Here is a 19083-nt window from a genome sequence, read left to right on the forward strand (position 1 = left end):
ATTATAGGTTAAAATCATCCAAAAAAAAACCGTGAAAATTATCTGAAAGCAGATAAAAACAAAACAACCAAAAAAACAGCTGTTCTTTTGGTTGTTTGTATACAAAATTATCGTAATAAAGATATTTCCCTAAGGTAATAATCTATTGAACTGCATTTTCTTTTCGCTCTAATAATGCCATATAAAACCCATCAAAACCCGATTCAGAAGCTAAAATTTTATGCTCTTTGATAAAAGTAAATTCTTTACCAATATCAGTAGTTAAAAAGCGTTTCACTTGTTCTTGATTTTCAGAAGGAAGTACTGAACAGGTTGCATACACCAATTTTCCACCTGGTTTCACAATTTTAGAATAGTTTTCTAAAACCTCGGATTGTACTTTTCTGATGTTATCAATAAACTCAGGTTGTAATTTCCACTTAGCATCAGGATTTCTTTTTAAAACACCAAGTCCACTACATGGAGCATCAATCAATACTCTATCCGCTTTTTGATGTAACTTTTTGATGACTTTAGTTGAATCAATGATACGATATTCAATATTAAAAGCACTATCTCTTTTGGCTCTTATTTTCAATTGCTTGAGTTTGCTTTCGTATAAATCCATAGCAATTAACTGACCTTTATTTTCCATCAAGGCGGCTATATGCAACGTTTTTCCTCCTGCTCCTGCACAAGTATCTACAACGCGCATTCCAGGTTTAACATCCAAGAAAGCAGCTACTAACTGTGAGTTAGCATCTTGAACTTCGAACAATCCTTGTTTAAAAGCATCCGTTAAAAAAACATTAGCTCTTTCGCGTAAAACTAAGGCATCAGGTTGATCTGGTAAGGTATCAGTTTCAATATTCAAATCCATCAAAAGCGCTCTTAATTGCTCTTTTGTAGTTTTCAACGTATTTACTCTTAACACCACTTTGGCTGGTTGATTTTGAGCAGCGATTTCTTTGGACCACACTTTTTCACCAAGCTCCTTAACTCCTACTTCATCCATCCAATCTGGAATAGATTCTTTAAAAGCACGAATTTTTGAAAGCTCATCGAATCGACCTTTAATTTTTCGTTCTGGCGTACCTTCAAGCTGTCTCCAATCTGGAATTGGATAGCCTCTTAATACGGCCCATACCGAAAACATTCTCCATAAATTATCTCTATCAAAAGGCTCCTTTACTTCGGCAATTTCAGCATATAATCGTTTCCAACGTACTATTTCGTATATGGTTTCGGCAACAAACTTTCTGTCGGAACTTCCCCAACGTTTGTCTTTTTTTAAAGAACGTGCTACAACTTTATCGGCATATTCTCCTTCATTGAATATCGCATTCAAAGCGTCTATCGTAGTGTAAACTAAATTTCTGTGTAATCTCATTTTAAATAATTGAAATGCAAAGGTACTATTTATTGGTTGAATGTTAAATTTTTAGTACGCATTGTTCTTTGATAATTTTAATCCCCAAAAAAAAACACTGCAAAAAACAGTGTTTTTAAAGTATGTATTATTTGATTCTGTGCAGTCCGAGATTTTCGGGAGCGTGAAGCACCATTGGGAATTTTTCTATTTTCACAGAACTACTATCCAAACCGAAAGCACTTTCTTCAGATAAACTCAATTTTTTAATTAAAAAATAAGAATTCATAATGATTTTTTCATGCCACAATAAATCGGAATCATTGGATAAGAATTTTTCTGAAAGCACAAATTTAAAGTCTCCAATAATATTGTTTTTATTTAAAGACTCATAACGGCTGGTCACATCTACTTCACCCCTTTTAACCATATCAAGAATCACTTCACGAAACATCAAATTAATTTTGGTAGGCTCTCTAAATCCTAAATTAAAATCTATTCTGTATAAATCGTCTTTTACAATTTCGGTTACTTTGTATTCTTTTTTGTACGGTTCGTTTAAGACATTTACATGAACAAACCAATAAATATCAGCTCTTTTTGGTCTTTTCTGAAGAATGGAGTACATCACCTTTTCTTCAATTTCATCTATTCGACCAGCATTAGTCAAATAGATTAAGTGTGTTGCATATTTAGGAATGGTCAGATCATTACTCAATTCCACTAATACTTTTTTGAAATTGTCAATTTTTACAATTTTAGTATAGCTTTTATTAATTTTTTTAGCCAAATACCAAATGGTCATTACAGATATTAAAACTAATGCAATAAATAAAGTTACATATCCACCTTCGGAAAATTTTGTAACATTTGCAGCCAAAAAGCTAAATTCAATGATTAAATACAAGGAAATAAGGGGCATGAAAAAATACCATTTCACACGCTTCATTATTAAATAATAATTCAATAATATGGTAGTCATTATCATACAAAGTATAATCGCTAAACCATAAGCATGTTCCATATTACTTGATTCTCTAAAATGAAGCACAATACCAATACAACCCGCTAACAACAACCAGTTAATGGATGGAATATACAATTGTCCTTTCAATTCCGTAGGATATTTAATTTTGACTTTAGGCCAAAAATTCAATCTCATGGCTTCATTTATTAAAGTAAACGAACCACTAATTAAAGCTTGAGAAGCAATTACTGCCGCAAGTGTTGCAATAACAATTCCAAATGGTTGGAACCAACTTGGCATAATTAAATAAAATGGATTTCCATTCTTTCCTCCAAGAGATTGTAAAGTTTCACCCCCTTGATTGATCAAGTAAGCTGCCTGACCAAAATAGTTCATCATCAGCGCTACTTTTACAAAAATCCAACTGATGCGGATGTTTTTTCTTCCACAATGCCCCATATCGGAATATAATGCTTCTGCACCTGTAGTACATAAAAAAACAAATCCAAGTACAAAGAATCCTTCAGGATGAATAGATAATAAATTGTAGGCGTAATATGGATTAATCGCTTTAAATACCTCAGGGTGTGAAAAAACCTGTATAGTTCCTAAAATCGCTAACATACTAAACCAAATGGTCATCATTGGAGCAAAAAACCTCCCTACTAACTTAGTACCAAACTGCTGAATTGTAAACAACATCACCAAAATAGCAATAACGATTGGTACCGTATTGATTTCAGGGTTATACGTCTTAATCCCTTCTACAGCTGACGAAACCGAAATTGGAGGGGTAATTATACCATCGGCTAATAAAGCACTACCACCAATAATTGCAGGAACAATAAGCCACTTGATCTTAGTTTTTTTGACCAAAGCATATAGCGCAAAAATCCCTCCTTCTCCATGGTTATCGGCACTTAAGGTCAGAATAACATATTTTAAAGTAGTTTGTAATGTTAAAGTCCAAAAAACACAGGAAACTCCTCCTAATACAACATCGGGATCAATTATGTGTGTGCCAAGTATAGCTTTCATTACATATAAAGGTGATGTACCAATATCACCATAAATAATCCCTAAAGAAATTAATAAACCACCTAATGTCAATTTACTATGCAGGTCTTTGTGCGATGTGCTCATGAAAAAAAATTAAAAAACTGCACCAAATTTAGTATTTTAAAATATATAACAAGATTTTATTACAACAAATAATTAAAAAAAGCACGACCTAATTGCCGTGCTTTATGTTTAGAAAATTAAATTCTTCTATTACCTACCCTGCTTATCCTATTGCCATCTGCTGGGTTTACTGATTGTGAATGCTTTCTTGACATTTCATCACTATCATTTTCATTTGATGAAGCGGATCTTGACTCTCTCATTTTATCTCTCGCCCCTTGTCCTTGCGAGCGTTTTGTATTTATTTCGCTCCAATTTGATTCTCCTCTATTTACATCTGATTGTGACTCGATTACTCTTCGGTTTGAATAAGTATCTCGTGATTCGTTATTTACTGAATGACTATTGTACTCGTTGCGATTCGCTCTTGTATTCGATGTACGATTAGGATATATTGCTGGATTTTGATACACCGTTTCTCTTCTTTCACTTTCTCCTCTAGTATTCAAATAATGATTTACTTCATTACCTTCTTTATTACCTCGATTTCCGCCACGTCTTTCTAATTCATATCTGTTAGTAACGTATTTATTCCTATTGGAAAATGAATAATTAGGATATCTTTTTTCATAATAATTTTGACGATAAGGCGCACAAATACTATGCGCTCTGTTGCTTTTTCTATAACTTACATAATAATAGGCATTATGATTATCGATACAAGAAATTATGTTATCACGGTATCGGTATACGGGAAACGGACGCCATGAAGCATAATAAGAAGGATAATAATTCCAAGTCCAAGTAGAACAATACGGACGATAGTTTCTACTATAAAAAGTGGCGTATATGGCAGGAGTTTGATAATATACTGGTTCGTAAATATAATTTGGACCATATAAAAAAACATCACCCACCACTTGTATGCTCAACGTATTGTAACGATCAGTCTCAATGTCAATGGTGGCAACATCTTGAAATAAATTCCTTCCTAACACCGCTTGAATCACCACTACATGTGTTCGGTTTTCTACAGATTCAATCACTCTCAAATAATCCACTTGATTATCGTAATTAAGATCTAAATTAGAAAGCTGTCTTCTTGGATCATTTAATCGTTGTTCAAAATCCTGAATGTTTTGAGAGGCGCCAAAAACAGAAGCCACCGCTTTTAAATCCAAATGATCGCTTAGTTCATTGTTGGCAACTGTAATCGAAGTACGTCCTTGAGCAGTAGTAGTTGCTATACTTACAATGCTTAGTAGGGCTGAAAAAAGTAGTTTGGTTTTCATAATTATTAGTTTTAGATTCTAATAACTACAAACCAATTACTGTGCCAAGAAGATCTTACAGTGCCTGCGTTATTCTTCTTAAAATCGTATTTTTGTCTATAAAAAAAAGAACAAAATGAAACCAAAACCAACAATATCTCTATGTTTCAGCATATTATACAGTATATTTAGCAATGGCCAAAACAGTAAATCAACAACAATAAATTTTAATAAAGTAACGATAGATACTCTTTTTACGGATACCATCAGCATACGCACTTTGAATCTTGAAAAAGACAAAGTTTGGTTTGCTGCAGATAAAAATCGCTACGGGTATTTCGATTTAACTAAAAAGGAACGAATTATTAAAAAAATTGAAAACCCCGGTCATAAACTAGAGTTTCGCAGCTCGGCACTCACGCCTACACATCTTTTTACACTCTCTATCGCTAATCCTGCTTTTTTGTATAAGATTGATAAAACTAAAGGAACAACTGAATTGGTGTATCAAAACAACCATGAAAAAATATTTTTTGATAGTCTCCAGTTTTGGAACACAAAAGAGGGGATTGCTTTGGGTGACCCAATAGATGACTATTTTAAAATACTCATCACCCGCGATGCAGGCACCACTTGGAAGGAATTACCAACAACCTCCTTCTTTAAAAACACAACTGAAGAAGGCGCATTTGCAGCAAGTAACACCAATATCATCCTACAAGGCCATCATACTTGGCTGGTTTCTGGTGGAAAAAAAGCAAGAGTTTTTTATTCTTCTGATAAAGGAAATTCATGGCAAGTGTATGAGACCCCAATTGTTCAAGGCAAAACAATGACTGGGATTTTTACCGGAGCGTTTTATGATTCAAAAATTGGTTGTATTGCTGGAGGCGATTATGAGTTACCAAAGCAAAATCATAGCAACAAAGCCATCACTTTTAATGGTGGAAAAAGCTGGAAACTTATTGGAGAAAACAAAGGTCCTGGATATATTTCATGTGTACAATTTATCCCGAAAAGCAAAGGAAAAGGGTTGCTTACTGTTGGAGCAACCGGTATCCATTATTCAAAAGATAGTGGTACGACTTGGCATGAAATTAGTTCAGATCCCACCCTTTACACTCTTCGTTTTTTGAATCCCACCACTGCCATTGCTGCTGGAAAAAACAAGATGATCAGAATCGTTTTCAAAACAAAATAATCGTAAGAAACAACACAACTTTTAGTTGGATTTTTAACTATAATTCATATTTCTATGCTAAAAAAAACTATTTTTGAAAGCGTTATAAATGATGTACTGATGACCAAACACAAACACTTCTTTCCACTATTCCTTTTATTCCTTTTTTGTATTACCAATAATGGCATTGCCCAAAGAAAAGAACATCATCCAAAAAATGAATTTAGAGCAGTTTGGATAGCAACGGTTGTGAATATTGATTGGCCGAAAAAAAGCACCGATTCGGTTGCAAAGCAAAAAGAAGATTATTTAGCAATTCTAGACACTTATCAGCAACTAAACTATAATGCGATTATTGTCCAAATTCGTAGTGTTGGAGATGCTTTTTACCCATCAGATTTAGCTCCTTGGTCTCGTTTTTTGACTGGAAAAGAAGGAAAAGCCCCCGAACCAAATTATGATACTTTAGAATGGATGATCGAAGAAGCTCATAAAAGAGGATTCGAATTCCACGCTTGGCTCAATCCGTACCGTGCTACTTTTGACTTGAACAAAGCGCAATTGAGCCCAAACCACGATGTTTTCAAACATCCTGAATGGATGATTTCTTATGGAGGAAAAATATACTACAATCCTGCTCTCCCTCAAGTTCAAGATCATTTGGCCAAAATAGTAGAGGAAGTAGTGGTCAAATATGACATTGATGCCATACATTTTGATGATTACTTTTACCCTTACAAGATTAAAGGAGAAAATTTCAATGATACTGCCTCATTTAAGCAATATGGCAATGGAATGAATTTAGAAGATTGGAGAAGAAACAACGTTACTACTTTCGTTCATAAAATTCATACCGTAATCCAACAACACAAACCTTGGGTACAATTTGGTATTAGTCCTTTTGGTGTATGGCGCAACAAGTCAGTAGATCCTAAAGGCTCTGACACCCAATCTGGACAAACCAATTACGACGATCTGTATGCAGATCCTTTATTATGGATGCAAAACAAGTGGATCGACTATGTCCTACCGCAATTGTATTGGAGCATCAATCACAAAACAGCTTCTTACGCTAAACTTTTAAAATGGTGGTCTGAAAACACTTCGGATGTCAACCTATACATCGGTAACGGTACCTATAAAATAAAGAACGATTCGGATAGAAATTGGAACAACATTCATGAAATCCCAAATCAAATTGACTTAACCAGAAGCTATCACAATGTTCAAGGAAATGCCTTTTATAGCGCTAAATGGTTCATCAACAACCATAAGGAAGTAACCAATATATTGCAAAATCATCATTATAAATATCCTGCAATTCCGCTACCTGTTCCAAGATCAAAACATATTGTTATTGATAACCCGGTGATCAACCATATTGAAATTGATTCTACAAACTGCACCTTCACTTTACCAATACCTTTAAATACTAAAGTTCGATACGTAATGGTCTATGCTGCAAAAAAAGATGCTAAAATCGACATCAACAAACCGGAACAGATTATTGAAAAATATTTTATAGACCCAAAATCAACAGTCATTAACTTTAGCATTCCGCTAATCGCAATTGATGAAAACAAATCCTTTGCCTTCTCTTTTATTGACTTTTATGGCAATGAAAGCAAAGAAACCATTGTTGATTTACCCAACGAAGACTAATCCAACTTGACCCCTATTTTATGAATTCCGAAAAATCACCTTGGTATTGGATACCACTATTAAATTTTGCTTCAGGTTTTCCGTATGCCATTATCATTTCAGTATCTGTTTTAATGTACAAAAATTTAGGCATTAGCAACGAAGATATCGGGATGTATACGAGTTTATTATACTTACCTTGGGTGATCAAACCACTATGGAGCCCTTTCATTGATTTGCATGCTACCAAAAGAAAATGGTTTTTGGCCATGCAACTGCTGATCTCCCTTGCATTTTTGATTGTAGGATTAACCATTCCTATGCATCATTTTTTCTTTTTGAGTTTAGCTCTATTTTGGGTAGCTGCTTTTGCGTCTGCTTCCAATGATGTTTCCATTGATGGCTTTTATTTATTGGCATTAACTAAAGACAAACAATCTTTTTTCTTAGGGATCCGAAGTACTTTTTATCGTTTATCCATGCTTACTGCCAATGGTGTAATTGTACTTTTGGCGGGTTATTTGGAAGAAAAATATAGCGACAATACTAAAGCTTGGTCTTATACCATGCTCGTGGTAGCTAGTATCATGGTTTTTATTACTGTTTATAATTTTTTCATGACTCCCAATCCCGAAGTTGAGGAGGAATACCTTCGTAGTAACGCCAATCACAAAGCAAGTTTTACAGAAGTATTCGTGACTTTTTTTCAAAAAAAGCAAATTGGATTGATCCTAACCTTCATTTTAGTGTATCGATTAGGGGAATCCCAATTGATGAAGATGCTCACTCCTTTTTTAATTGATGACGTTACTAAAGGCGGAATGGGATTGAGTACCGAAGATGTAGGCGTAATTTATGGTACATTTGGAGTAGCCGCTTTGGTTATTGGAGGTATCATTGGAGGTATCGTAATTTCGAGAGATGGTCTAGGTAAATGGATGCTCCCCATGATTTTAACGATGCATTTACCAATACTTGGTTTTATCTACCTATCGCATTTTCACCCTTCCGACATCATCAATATTCATTTTGAATTTTTGAAAACTATTTTTGATTACAACTTAAATCCACACATTACTGCAGTTGTCGTTATAGAGCAATTTGGCTATGGCTTTGGTTTTGCAGCTTTCATGATGTACTTGATTCATGTTGCCGAAGGAGAATCTAAAACCTCCCACTACTCTATTGCCACTGGTTTTATGGCCTTGGGAATGATGCTTCCTGGAATGGTAAGCGGTTACATTCAGGAGTATTTGGGCTATGGCAACTTCTTTATTTGGGTCTTTTTAGCGACAATTCCTGGGATTATTTTATCTCGCTTTTTGATTTTTCCTTATGATTTTGGAAAAAAAGAAACAGAAAAACAATAACACAACACATGACAACCGAACAAAAAATAGGACAATTCTTTTTTCCTGCCGTATTTATTAACGACAGCGAAGAAAACATTCAAGCAACCGAACGCTTGATTCGTGAATACAATATTGGTGGCTTAACCTTTTTTCACAGTCGAGCTAGTGCAGCCACCAACTATGAAGGTAACAAAAAAATTGAGGTTAATGACGAAAGTTACGAACGATTAAAAGCCTTAATTATACGTTACCAAAAAGCAGCACAAACTCCGCTATTAATGAGCATAGATGCCGAATGGGGCTTGGCAATGCGTATTGAAAAAACACCGCAATATCCTTATGCTATTACACTTGGAGCTATTCCAGTGACCGAAAAACACTTGATTTATGAAGTTGGCAAACAAATTGGCAACGATTTAAAATCAGCAGGCATTCATTATAATTTGGCTCCTTTGGCAGATATCAATACCGATCCAAACAATCCCGTTATTGGATATCGCTCTTTTGGCGAAGACAAAAATAAAGTCGCCACCTTCGCTTTGGAATATTTAAAAGGAATGACAGCTGCAGGAATTTTGGGCTGTTTAAAACACTTTCCAGGTCACGGTAATACTAATGTTGATTCTCATTTAGGATTACCTGTTCTGAATGAAAAATTAGACGAATTACTGTCGAATGAATTAGTTCCCTTCATCAAAGGAATTGAAAACAAAGTCGACTCTATCATGATTGGTCATTTGGCTGTTCCTGCTTTAAATGATGGAGAAAATACTTCGGCGACACTTTCTAAAGCAGTGATTGAAGGATTACTCCGAGAACGATTGGGATACGATGGTTTAATCATTTCGGATGCATTGAATATGCATAGCGTTTCCAAACTGTATCCTCAAAAAGGAATTTTAGAATGGGAAGCTTTCAACGCGGGCAACGATGTGTTATGTTTTGCCGAAAATGTTCCTGAAGGAATTCAGGAAATCTTAAAAAGAGCCGATGTTTCAAGAATTGAAGCTAGTTTTGAACGTATTTGGAAATGCAAAGTACAAGCTGGACTTATTACAGAAAACGAAATCAGCTTACCAAACTTAGATTGGAAAACTACAGCAACAATTAACCAAAAATGTGCTGAAAAATCGATCACGCTCGTTCAAAAAAACTGCGCAACCTCTATAACCGAATTTATCAATTCGGGCCAAAAAATAGCCAAAGTAAGTCTTTACAAAGACAGTAATAATCCGTTTTTTAAAGGATTGGAAAAGACCATTCAAGGCGATTGCTTTTCGATTGCATTGGACGAGGAAAATCTAGACGAAAAACTACAAGAAATAGACAAATATGACACTTTGGTTATTGCTTTATTTGTTCCAAAGGCCAAACCCATCGCTAATTTTGAAATTGAAGATGCAATAATCAATTGGCTAAGTGAAGTGGTGTTAACAAAGAAAGTGGTCTTACATTTGTTTGGCAATCCGTATGCGCTGCAAGTGCTTCCAAATAGTACGGCCGCATCGGTAGTAGTGATTGCTTATCAAGATCTTCCTGAATTTCAAGAAATAGCGGCTCAAAAAATCGTTTTGAACCAAGAATACGAAGGGACTTTGCCTGTGACTTTGCTCTTGAAGTAATACAACATTGAAAAATATTCTTTAAAACCTTACTATTTGGGCGTTACCACAAGGCTCGGACTTTAGGTTATAATCCAATCCCAATGTCATTAAGTTAAGAGATTTTAGATTGAAGATTAACGATTCTTGATTTTGGATTTTGGAGCAAGTGAATTAAAAATTAAATGATTTTCAGCATCTTATACATCAGAAATCAAAAATCGTTAAACAAAAATCAGCAATCATTTTATCATTTAATCCTTAACTTAATGACATTGACTCCAATCCCTAACTCAAAATACTGCAATGAACAACAATAATCCATATTAAATAACGATAGTAATGAAGCTATCGTTTTTTTTGCTTATAAATAAGACACCCATTCTTACTTCGTAGCCCCGATGGGAGGGAAAATCCTTTTTTTATAGTTAACAGGTTGGCATAACCTGTTAACTATAAAAAAAGATTGGAAGGACAGCGGGACATTATCTCTAAAAAAGCGCTTTGTATCCCGCTCCAAAAGAAGCAGAAAACTAGCCAAGTTACTAATTGTCAGTTTTTTAAATATTATACAACGTTTTCGTTAAAAAGTGTTATAAATTTATTAAATAAGCAATCGTTATTCGATAATAGTAATTTATAATTACTTTTTATTGCCCCACCCGTACTTAGTGCTTATTTTTGCCACAGAAATAAAAACAAAATTTAAAATCATATAATTATGTCATTAGTAGGTAAAAAATTTCCAAGTATTGCGGTTGATGCTATCTCTGAAATGGGAGACAATTTGAAAATCAACATTTTTGAAGAAGCGGTAAACAATAACAAAAAAGTATTGTTGTTTTGGTACCCAAAAGATTTCACTTTTGTTTGTCCAACAGAATTACACGCTTTTCAAGCTGCTTTACCTGAATTTGAAAAAAGAAATACAATCGTAATTGGTGCTTCTTGCGATACGAACGAAGTTCACTTTGCTTGGTTGAATACTCCAAAAAATAACGGTGGTATTGAGGGAGTAACGTATCCAATCTTGGCTGACACCAATAGAAACTTAGCTAACATTCTTGGTATTTTAGATATTGAGTCTACAAGCTACAGCGAAGAAACTGACTCTGTAATTGTTGAAGGTTCAAACGTAACCTACAGAGCTACTTATTTGATTGACGAAACGGGTAAAATTTTCCACGAAAGTGTAAACGACATGCCATTGGGTCGTAACGTAAACGAATACTTACGTATGGTAGATGCTTACACGCACGTTCAAGAAAAAGGTGAAGTATGTCCAGCAAACTGGGAAGCTGGTAAAGAAGCAATGAGTGCTGACAGAAAAAGTACTGCTGAATACTTAAGCTTAAACTAATAACAAATTCCAAATTTTAAATTCCAAATTCCAATGTAGTTCATTGTAGTACTATCAAAAATTGGAATTTGGGATTTTAAAAATTGAATTTTAAAATTTAAATTATGTTAATCGAATTAAACGAAGATACATTAGGTGCTTTGGTAGCACAAAACGAAAAAGTGGTAGTACAATATTCTGCTTCTTGGTGTGGTAATTGTAGAATTATGAAGCCAAAATTCAAAAAAATGGCTACCGAAAACGAAAACTTGACGTTTGTTTTGGTAGATGCTGAGAATTCGCCAGAATCTAGAAAATTAGCCAATGTGACTAACTTACCAACTTTTGCAACATTTGTTGGAGGAAAATTAGTGAACGAAACGCAAACCAATAAAGCGGAAGTTTTGGCTGATTTAGTGAAAGAAATCGCCTAATAGCTTCTCAAAAAAAATATTTCAATTTTATACCTTTACAAGAATGAAACTCCCTGTTATCAAACACCTCACACAATTTATAGAAGAAAACGATCAAGATTATATTATTGAAGCTATTGAAGTTTTAGAAGCACTTACTGAAGTTTCTTCTTTAAAAGATGAAGAGATGGACGTGATTGGCGAATTGATTTCGAATATGTACGGTGCATTAGAAGTAAACAAAATGGTAAAAACAGGTACCGATAAAAAAGAAGCCTTAAACACGTTCATGAAACGCGTTTTAGGTTCGATTGATAAATAAATTCGGTTTCCTAAATCTAAAAAGCCTGCACATCAAGTTGATTGCAGGCTTTTTAGGTTTAACTCAATTGAGAGCTATTCCAAATCTTCGATAAGCTCCGCTTTTAAAGCCTCGGCTTCGTAAGTATCTGTCGTGAATTTAGGAGCCGTAGAAGCTTTCAAGGTATTGAAACGCTCCAAGGCTTCAGCTTCGTCCTCTTCTCCACTAAAATATGGAAAAATATCCACAATAGGAGATTCAGAAATAGCCGGAATAGCATACTCACCCATAGTATTTTGCATGGCAAAAATAGTGTTATCAAACGCCTCTTTCACATCATTGGCTTGTACCAAAAGATACATATTGGTTTTTCGTTCTTTACCACTTTCTTCGTCAAAAGCTAATAACGACACTTTGGACTTGAACCAACGATCGGCATTTTCAAAAGGGTGAATTTCGGCGTAATTGCCAACTTTAATATTGGTGATTTTAAATTCTTCGCTAATGTAGGCTGCCATTTCTTCATTGATACGCTTCTCCGCTTCGGTATAGGATAAAGCATCCACTAAATAAGGTTCGGTGGTAATCTTTTGACCGCCAGTTTCATCCGTTTTTCTATATTTTACTTTGCATTCGTACCAAGTTGTGCTCATCTTATATTATTTTTAGGGTGCCAAAGATAGATTTTAAGCCCTAGAAAACGAACGAATCTCAAAATAGATATTCACAATTTTAAAAAGAACCAAAGCAACTGTTTTTTAAAAAAAATAGTGAATTTTACGCCCACAAAACTAAAACAAAACGCGAAAGAAATAATATTTTTGCAAACGCTTCAATACCAATCTTATGCCACATAACAAATTAATATTTTGCCTTGAAGGAGTCACCGATGCCAGCGTTGCTGAAGATACGGAAGTCCTCAAGCACCTTGAAAAAATGGCTTTTCAAAGCAAGTTAACCAGTATCTACAAAGCCTGCGATAGTATTGATGGCCTCGAGGAAAGTTTAACCACTTTACTGTACGGTGACAATAATTTCAAAGCCTACGAAATCATTTATTTGGTCATGCCTGGAGAAGCCAATTCGATTTGTTTAAACGATTATTTGTATAGTCTAGAAGAAATTGCCGAGTTATTTGATGGTAGAATGAAGGGCAAGATCATTCACTTTGCTAATACCAAAATTTTAGATCTCGAAGAAGAAGAAGCGCAATATTTTCTGGACATCACCGGCGCAAGAGCCATTTCTGGTTACGGTGTAACCGCTACAGCAAACAGTTATGTTTTAGATAAAGTTTTTTTTGAATTGTGTCAAAATGAAGAGTATGTAACCGATGTGGTAGAAGCTCTCTTTGAAAAGCAATACGCCCTTTGTCAATTACTAGATTTTAGGCTTTATTATTGAGCCTGCGCTACTTTTTTTCGATCTATTTTTTGCTTATAATGCGCTTTACTACTGATGTAAATTGTCTTCTCTAATTCTGAAAAAATAATTTGCTTACCATCAGTAATCGTTAAATACTTTACAAAGTTGACTTCCTTTTCAGTAATCACACGACGCTGGATTTCGTCAATTTCATCCTTAGTGAAACAAAAATCAGCATAAGCCACTGTGTACGCTGGTTTTTTGAAACGGATAACAGACGCCTTATCCCAAACTACATATTCTTTACCCAGAATTTGCATCAATTGGATCATATAAATTGGATCCGTAGCCGCAAAAAGACTACCGCCAAAAATGGAACCCACATAATTTTTGTTTTTATACGTCAACGGTATTTTTACTAGAACGGTATGTAAATCTTTCGATGCGTGAATGATTTTACCACAACTTCTTCGATACATCGGCGACCAATTGAACAACACTTTGAACAATGTAGCCGCCTCAAAATAACGGTTCAAAACGGAGTATACTCTTTCGTACATACTAACCTACTAGACCTTTAACAATTTCACGAAGCGGTAAAATGGCTTTAGTATTTTCAATACTCGGTCCAGCAACCCAAACGGTTTTGTAAGTAGCTTGCGTTGCGGCTTTCTCGGTAGCTTTCATACCTATGTAAAAACGGATCATTTTAACCCATTTTTTTAGACTTTTATTTTTATTCAAAAGAGCTTCTAAAGCGGTTTGTTTGGTGCCAATTTTTTGCACATAAGGTGTATTGATAACAGTACAAGGCGTTCCCGAAATACGTTCGGTCATCACAATATCTTTGGCGCCGTAATCCACACAAGCTTGTTTATATTCTTGAGAAACACCAGCTTCAACAGAGGCAATAAATGGGCTACCCACAGATACTCCAGCAGCACCAAAACTCATCATTTGTTCAAGATCGGCTTTGGAACCTACACCTCCAGCAGAAATAACAGGCAGCTTGGTTTCTTTGTTCAATAATCGAATTAAAGCTTCGGGAGCAGTATTTCCACGGTGTCCACCTGCAAGATTATTAACAGCAATAATCGCATCTGCCCCCAAACTTTCGACTTTTTTTGCAAAGGCCAAATCAGTTACATCACAGAAGACCTTTATACCAGCTTTGTGTGCCTCTTTAATCGTTTCTTCTGGAGAACCCAAGGAAGTGATAATAAAATCCACTCCCTCTTCACATAACACTCGTAATTGTTCTTTGTATTTTACATTCGATTTATTGACAATCAAATTGAAGCCAAAACTACCCCCAGCAACTTTGGCTTTTTTCAACTCTAGAATGGACGCACGTAAATCTTCAAGGGTTCGATAATTTAAGGCTGGAATACATCCTGCAATACCACTATGCATCCCTTCGATCACCATTTTGGTATTAGACACTAAAAACATGGGAGCCATAATCACTGGATGTGTGATCTGCAAAAGAGACTGTAACGATTGTTTTTCCATTTTTAAAATTTTATAACAGTCAAAAATAGAAAAAGAAAACGATATATTATGCATGCATATAAAATAAATGAAAACGTTTTCGTGAATTCAGTTTTCTGTGATGATTAACTTTTTCTATGTAAGATGGAAGAAGGTATTAATGTTTATAACGTAGAATATAAAGAATAGCTTTTTATTAATTCTTCAAAATCTTTCCTTTATATATTTTAACATAATTACATAAAATGTACCGAAATCTATTAGTTATTAAGATAATAGTTTAATACAAAAAGATGATTCTCGAATTTATAAATGAAGACTAAAAAGTTAACTATAAAAACATTTCACACATAATTAACAATAATAACAAATATTTATTATTTGCTAAAAAAAAGTAAATAAAACACACTAGTGTTTTAAATTTGACGTAATTATTTAAAAAAAAAATAAAAATCAACCAAAATAGACTTCATTAAAGTCAAAATCACAAAACAATAAACAACAAACAATTAGCTAAATTTTAAAATTAAATTAAAAAAAGACAACAAAAAGAAATATTTAACAATAAACAGAATAAAAAATCAATTTTTTAATAAAAAAATACTATTTAAAAAAATTTAACAAAAATATCCTTTTGTGTTTAACATTATATTAAGATATTTGACCCAACTAATCTTTAATAATAGCAACATGAGAATCAATTTAAAGCATTTTTTGAGTTTGCTTTTTGCCTTGTTTGTGCAAATCGCTGTCGCCCAAGAATTCACTGTAACGGGAACCGTTACCGATCAGGCCGGAATTCCTATCCCAGGGGCTAACGTACTAGTAAAAGGAACGAAAACAAGTACACAAACAGATTTTTCGGGAGTCTTTGCTCTAAAAGCTTCGACTAATGATGTGTTGGTCGTGAGTTTTGTGGGGATGTCAACAGTTGAAGTAAAAGCTGCATCAAAAGTTTCCGTAAAACTAAAAGATGCTTCTAACGTACTGGAAAATGTGGTCGTTGTAGGTTATGGTACGCAATCCAAAGGAAAAATGACTGATGCAACTGTAGGAGTTAAAGCGAAAGACATCCAAAACGTACCTGTTTCAAATGTACAAAGTGCCTTAGTTGGTAAATTAGCTGGGGTTCAAATTACCCAAACAAATGGTAAAGTTGAAGGAGGTATTAACATCCGTGTTCGTGGTCAAGCAAGTATTAGTGCTGGTACACAACCTTTGTATGTTTTAGACGGAATGCCTTTGATCAATCAAAACGAGTCGACTAATGGTGCACCATTGAATCCACTTTTAACTTTATCACCAAGCGAAATTGAATCTATTGATGTATTAAAAGATGCTTCATCTGCTGCAATATATGGTTCTAGAGGAGCTAATGGGGTTGTTGTAATTACTACCAAAAAGGGGAAAGCTGGAAAAACTTCTTTTGCTGTTAATTTTTCTCAAGGTGTAAGCGAAGCAACTAACAAACTAAAATGGTTAAATGCAGATCAATACATTGAATTATTTACAGAATCTAGACTAAATGCCAACAGAAGTAATCCACAAAACCCAGGAAATAAGTTTGACCAGTTAGCAGCGGGAACAGATTGGAGAAAAAGAGAGGTAAATACTGACTGGCAAGACTTAGCTTTCAGAACCGGTTTCACTACTGATGCAGATATCTCAGCTTCTGGCGGAAATGACAAAACTACTTATTTCCTTTCTGCAGCTTACCAAAAAAACGAAGGTATACTAGTTGCGAATGACTTACAAAAATTTAATTTTAGAAATAACATTTCTACAAAAATTTCTGATAAGTTTTTAGTAGGTATGAATATGTCGTTCTCTCGTTCAAGTATTCACCGTAATACTAATGACAACTCATTTACTACACCATTACAAGCCGTAGCTCAAGCACCAATTTCTCCTGCACGAAATGCAGATGGCACTGCTAATACGGCTACTCAGTATGTAAATTTCTTAGCCGCTCTTGACAATCAAAGCAATGAAACCATCATAAGAAGAGTTACAGGAAAATTCTTTGGTGAATTAAAATTAGCTAAAGGATTAAAATTCAATTCAGACGTATTGTATGATTTATACTCTCAAACACAAGATAACTGGTATGGAGCTAAATATCCATTCATTGCTACTGACGGAGAAGTATTTGCAGCATCGGTTAACAACGAATCATATACTTTATCTAATTACTTCACTTACGATAAAACTTTTGGAGAAGCCCATAATCTAAACCTGGTTGGCGGACATGAGTTTACAAGCTTCAATAGTCGTTACCAAGATGTTACCTCTATTTATTTCCCAAGCGATAACTTTCAAACAATCGATGGTGGAGCAGAAATAATCAATGGTTCTGGTAGTGAGACGGATTATGCTTTTGACTCCTTTTTTGCAAGAGCATCTTACTCTTACAACAATAAGTATTTGTTCAAAGCTAGTATCAGAAGAGACGGATCCTCTCGCTTTGGTGAAAACAACAGATATGGTATCTTTCCAGCTGTTTCTGCAGGTTGGGTAATTTCAGAAGAAGATTTTCTAAAAGACAACAGTGTACTTTCCAATTTAAAATTAAGAGCTTCTTATGGTGAAACAGGAAATGCAGAAATTGGAAACTTCCAATCTAGATCACTATATTCTATGGCTGCTTACGACACTAAAGCTGGTTTATTACCTACACAACCAGGCAATAATGATTTAACATGGGAAAAATCAAAACAACTGGATTTAGGGATTGATTATGGTTTCTTAGACAATAGAATTACAGGAGAAATCGACTATTACAACAAAAGAACGGACGGTTTGTTATTTAATGTTCCATTATCAATAAGCTCTGGAGCCTCAACTATTGCAAGAAATATTGGTTTGGTTGAAAGTAAAGGTTTTGAGTTTGTAGTTAATGGTAAAGTTATAGATAATGACAACTTTAATTGGACTACATCCTTTAATCTAACGACAAATAATTCTAATGTATTAGAATTACCAGATAACAATCAGGATATCATTGGTTCATTTACCATTAACCGTGTAGGTGAAAATATCAACTCTTTCTATTTAGTAGAATATGCAGGTGTTGATTCAGAAAATGGAGATGCTTTATTTTACAAAAACACTAAAAAAGCAGATGGATCTATAGACAGAACTAAAACCAACAATTATAGTGAAGCACAAAGAATTGTTGCTGGTAATCCTTTTCCAACTTTGATGGCGGGTTTAACTAATACAATGAATTACAAAGGATTAGATTTATCATTTACTTTTCAAGGAGAATGGGGAGCTAGTATTTACAACTCAGCCGGTATTTACCAATCTGCGAATGGTGATTTTTGGGATAACCAAACCGTAGACCAAATGACACGTTGGCAAAAACCAGGTGATATCACCAATGTACCTCAAGCTAGATACTCAAGAGGTAATGGAACACAAGCCTCTACAAGATATTTGGACGGTGCCGATTTTATTCGTTTAAGAAATTTAACTATCGGTTATTCTTTACCAAAATCAGTTATCGAAAAAGCAGGTTTAAGCAAAGTTAGAATCTATCTTACTGGTGTTAATGTTTTGACATTTACAAACTATAGCGGTTACGACCCTGAAGCTAGAGCAGATCAAGGAAACAGAATTGGAGAAGAATTCTATTCTGCTCCTCCTGCAAGAACTTTTGCTATAGGTGCTAACTTTAATTTCTAAAAATA

15 protein-coding genes are annotated in these 19083 nt (G+C 34.6%); 9 read left to right on the plus strand and 6 right to left on the minus strand.

Translation table 11 applies throughout. From position 1 onward, the window contains the following. Window positions 1-142 precede the first annotated feature (142 nt). The 3 genes from BXU11_RS08690 to BXU11_RS08700 form a co-directional block, all read right to left on the minus strand. Window positions 143-1369: an RsmB/NOP family class I SAM-dependent RNA methyltransferase gene (locus tag BXU11_RS08690; protein WP_078212236.1), complete on the minus strand. Its 1227-nt coding sequence runs from the start codon at window positions 1367-1369 to the stop codon at window positions 143-145. Window positions 1370-1496: 127 nt separating this feature from the next. Further along, on the minus strand, window positions 1497-3458 hold the full coding sequence (locus BXU11_RS08695) for a KUP/HAK/KT family potassium transporter (protein ID WP_024980072.1): 1962 nt from the start codon (window positions 3456-3458) through the stop codon (window positions 1497-1499). A gap of 116 nt (window positions 3459-3574) precedes the next feature. Beyond that, window positions 3575-4729, minus strand: coding sequence for a hypothetical protein (locus tag BXU11_RS08700; RefSeq protein ID WP_078212238.1), 1155 nt, complete (start codon window positions 4727-4729; stop codon window positions 3575-3577). A gap of 115 nt (window positions 4730-4844) precedes the next feature. Here BXU11_RS08700 and BXU11_RS08705 point away from each other — a divergent pair, with 115 nt between their 5' ends. The 7 genes from BXU11_RS08705 to BXU11_RS08735 all read left to right on the plus strand — a co-directional run bounded on the left by BXU11_RS08705 (window position 4845) and on the right by BXU11_RS08735 (window position 12556). Beyond that, complete coding sequence (locus BXU11_RS08705; RefSeq protein WP_078212240.1) at window positions 4845-5909, plus strand: oxidoreductase; 1065 nt, start codon at window positions 4845-4847, stop codon at window positions 5907-5909. Window positions 5910-5963: 54 nt separating this feature from the next. After that, window positions 5964-7550: a glycoside hydrolase family 10 protein gene (locus BXU11_RS08710; protein WP_139363478.1), complete on the plus strand. Its 1587-nt coding sequence runs from the start codon at window positions 5964-5966 to the stop codon at window positions 7548-7550. A gap of 20 nt (window positions 7551-7570) precedes the next feature. Continuing rightward, the gene (locus tag BXU11_RS08715; protein WP_078212242.1) at window positions 7571-8899 is read left to right on the plus strand and encodes an MFS transporter; all 1329 of its coding nucleotides are present in this window, start codon (window positions 7571-7573) and stop codon (window positions 8897-8899) included. An 8-nt stretch (window positions 8900-8907) separates the two neighbouring features. Then, on the plus strand, window positions 8908-10503 hold the full coding sequence (locus BXU11_RS08720; RefSeq protein WP_078212244.1) for a glycoside hydrolase family 3 protein: 1596 nt from the start codon (window positions 8908-8910) through the stop codon (window positions 10501-10503). Window positions 10504-11203: 700 nt separating this feature from the next. Then, window positions 11204-11842 carry a peroxiredoxin gene (locus BXU11_RS08725; RefSeq protein WP_024980078.1) on the plus strand — a complete coding sequence of 213 codons (639 nt, stop codon included), beginning with the start codon at window positions 11204-11206 and terminating at the stop codon, window positions 11840-11842. A 104-nt stretch (window positions 11843-11946) separates the two neighbouring features. Continuing rightward, window positions 11947-12255, plus strand: coding sequence for a co-chaperone YbbN (locus tag BXU11_RS08730; RefSeq protein ID WP_024980079.1), 309 nt, complete (start codon window positions 11947-11949; stop codon window positions 12253-12255). A gap of 43 nt (window positions 12256-12298) precedes the next feature. After that, entirely contained in the window at window positions 12299-12556 is a 258-nt protein-coding gene (locus tag BXU11_RS08735; RefSeq protein ID WP_024980080.1) for a hypothetical protein, read from the plus strand. A gap of 74 nt (window positions 12557-12630) precedes the next feature. Here the strand turns inward: BXU11_RS08735 and BXU11_RS08740 are convergent, their stop codons facing one another. Continuing rightward, window positions 12631-13188 carry a DUF4494 domain-containing protein gene (locus BXU11_RS08740; protein ID WP_024980081.1) on the minus strand — a complete coding sequence of 186 codons (558 nt, stop codon included), beginning with the start codon at window positions 13186-13188 and terminating at the stop codon, window positions 12631-12633. A 193-nt stretch (window positions 13189-13381) separates the two neighbouring features. Between BXU11_RS08740 and BXU11_RS08745 the strand changes: the two genes are divergently transcribed. Continuing rightward, window positions 13382-13939, plus strand: a complete 558-nt coding sequence (locus tag BXU11_RS08745) for a DUF6642 family protein (protein ID WP_078212246.1) — start codon at window positions 13382-13384, stop codon at window positions 13937-13939. Here the strand turns inward: BXU11_RS08745 and BXU11_RS08750 are convergent. Together BXU11_RS08750 and BXU11_RS08755 are read right to left on the minus strand one after the other, a co-directional pair. Beyond that, entirely contained in the window at window positions 13933-14460 is a 528-nt protein-coding gene (locus BXU11_RS08750; RefSeq protein WP_078212248.1) for a DUF4442 domain-containing protein, read from the minus strand. The genes BXU11_RS08745 and BXU11_RS08750 overlap by 7 nt on opposite strands. A 1-nt stretch (window position 14461) precedes the next feature. Next, window positions 14462-15412 carry a nitronate monooxygenase family protein gene (locus tag BXU11_RS08755; protein ID WP_078212250.1) on the minus strand — a complete coding sequence of 317 codons (951 nt, stop codon included), beginning with the start codon at window positions 15410-15412 and terminating at the stop codon, window positions 14462-14464. A gap of 669 nt (window positions 15413-16081) precedes the next feature. Between BXU11_RS08755 and BXU11_RS08760 the strand changes: the two genes are divergently transcribed. Then, window positions 16082-19078: a TonB-dependent receptor gene (locus tag BXU11_RS08760; RefSeq protein WP_078212252.1), complete on the plus strand. Its 2997-nt coding sequence runs from the start codon at window positions 16082-16084 to the stop codon at window positions 19076-19078. The last annotated feature ends 5 nt before the right edge of the window (window positions 19079-19083 follow it).

Source organism: Flavobacterium sp. LM5 (assembly GCF_002017945.1).
GTDB lineage: Bacteria > Bacteroidota > Bacteroidia > Flavobacteriales > Flavobacteriaceae > Flavobacterium > Flavobacterium succinicans.

Bases quoted from the DNA above. Each gene is read 5' to 3' on its own strand.
- BXU11_RS08690 (WP_078212236.1), bottom strand. From the start codon at position 1,369: ATGAGATTACACAGAAATTTAGTTTACACTACGATAGACGCTTTGAAT.
- BXU11_RS08695 (WP_024980072.1), bottom strand. From the start codon at position 3,458: ATGAGCACATCGCACAAAGACCTGCATAGTAAATTGACATTAGGTGGT.
- BXU11_RS08700 (WP_078212238.1), bottom strand. From the start codon at position 4,729: ATGAAAACCAAACTACTTTTTTCAGCCCTACTAAGCATTGTAAGTATA.
- BXU11_RS08705 (WP_078212240.1), top strand. From the start codon at position 4,845: ATGAAACCAAAACCAACAATATCTCTATGTTTCAGCATATTATACAGT.
- BXU11_RS08710 (WP_139363478.1), top strand. From the start codon at position 5,964: ATGCTAAAAAAAACTATTTTTGAAAGCGTTATAAATGATGTACTGATG.
- BXU11_RS08715 (WP_078212242.1), top strand. From the start codon at position 7,571: ATGAATTCCGAAAAATCACCTTGGTATTGGATACCACTATTAAATTTT.
- BXU11_RS08720 (WP_078212244.1), top strand. From the start codon at position 8,908: ATGACAACCGAACAAAAAATAGGACAATTCTTTTTTCCTGCCGTATTT.
- BXU11_RS08725 (WP_024980078.1), top strand. From the start codon at position 11,204: ATGTCATTAGTAGGTAAAAAATTTCCAAGTATTGCGGTTGATGCTATC.
- BXU11_RS08730 (WP_024980079.1), top strand. From the start codon at position 11,947: ATGTTAATCGAATTAAACGAAGATACATTAGGTGCTTTGGTAGCACAA.
- BXU11_RS08735 (WP_024980080.1), top strand. From the start codon at position 12,299: ATGAAACTCCCTGTTATCAAACACCTCACACAATTTATAGAAGAAAAC.
- BXU11_RS08740 (WP_024980081.1), bottom strand. From the start codon at position 13,188: ATGAGCACAACTTGGTACGAATGCAAAGTAAAATATAGAAAAACGGAT.
- BXU11_RS08745 (WP_078212246.1), top strand. From the start codon at position 13,382: ATGCCACATAACAAATTAATATTTTGCCTTGAAGGAGTCACCGATGCC.
- BXU11_RS08750 (WP_078212248.1), bottom strand. From the start codon at position 14,460: ATGTACGAAAGAGTATACTCCGTTTTGAACCGTTATTTTGAGGCGGCT.
- BXU11_RS08755 (WP_078212250.1), bottom strand. From the start codon at position 15,412: ATGGAAAAACAATCGTTACAGTCTCTTTTGCAGATCACACATCCAGTG.
- BXU11_RS08760 (WP_078212252.1), top strand. From the start codon at position 16,082: ATGAGAATCAATTTAAAGCATTTTTTGAGTTTGCTTTTTGCCTTGTTT.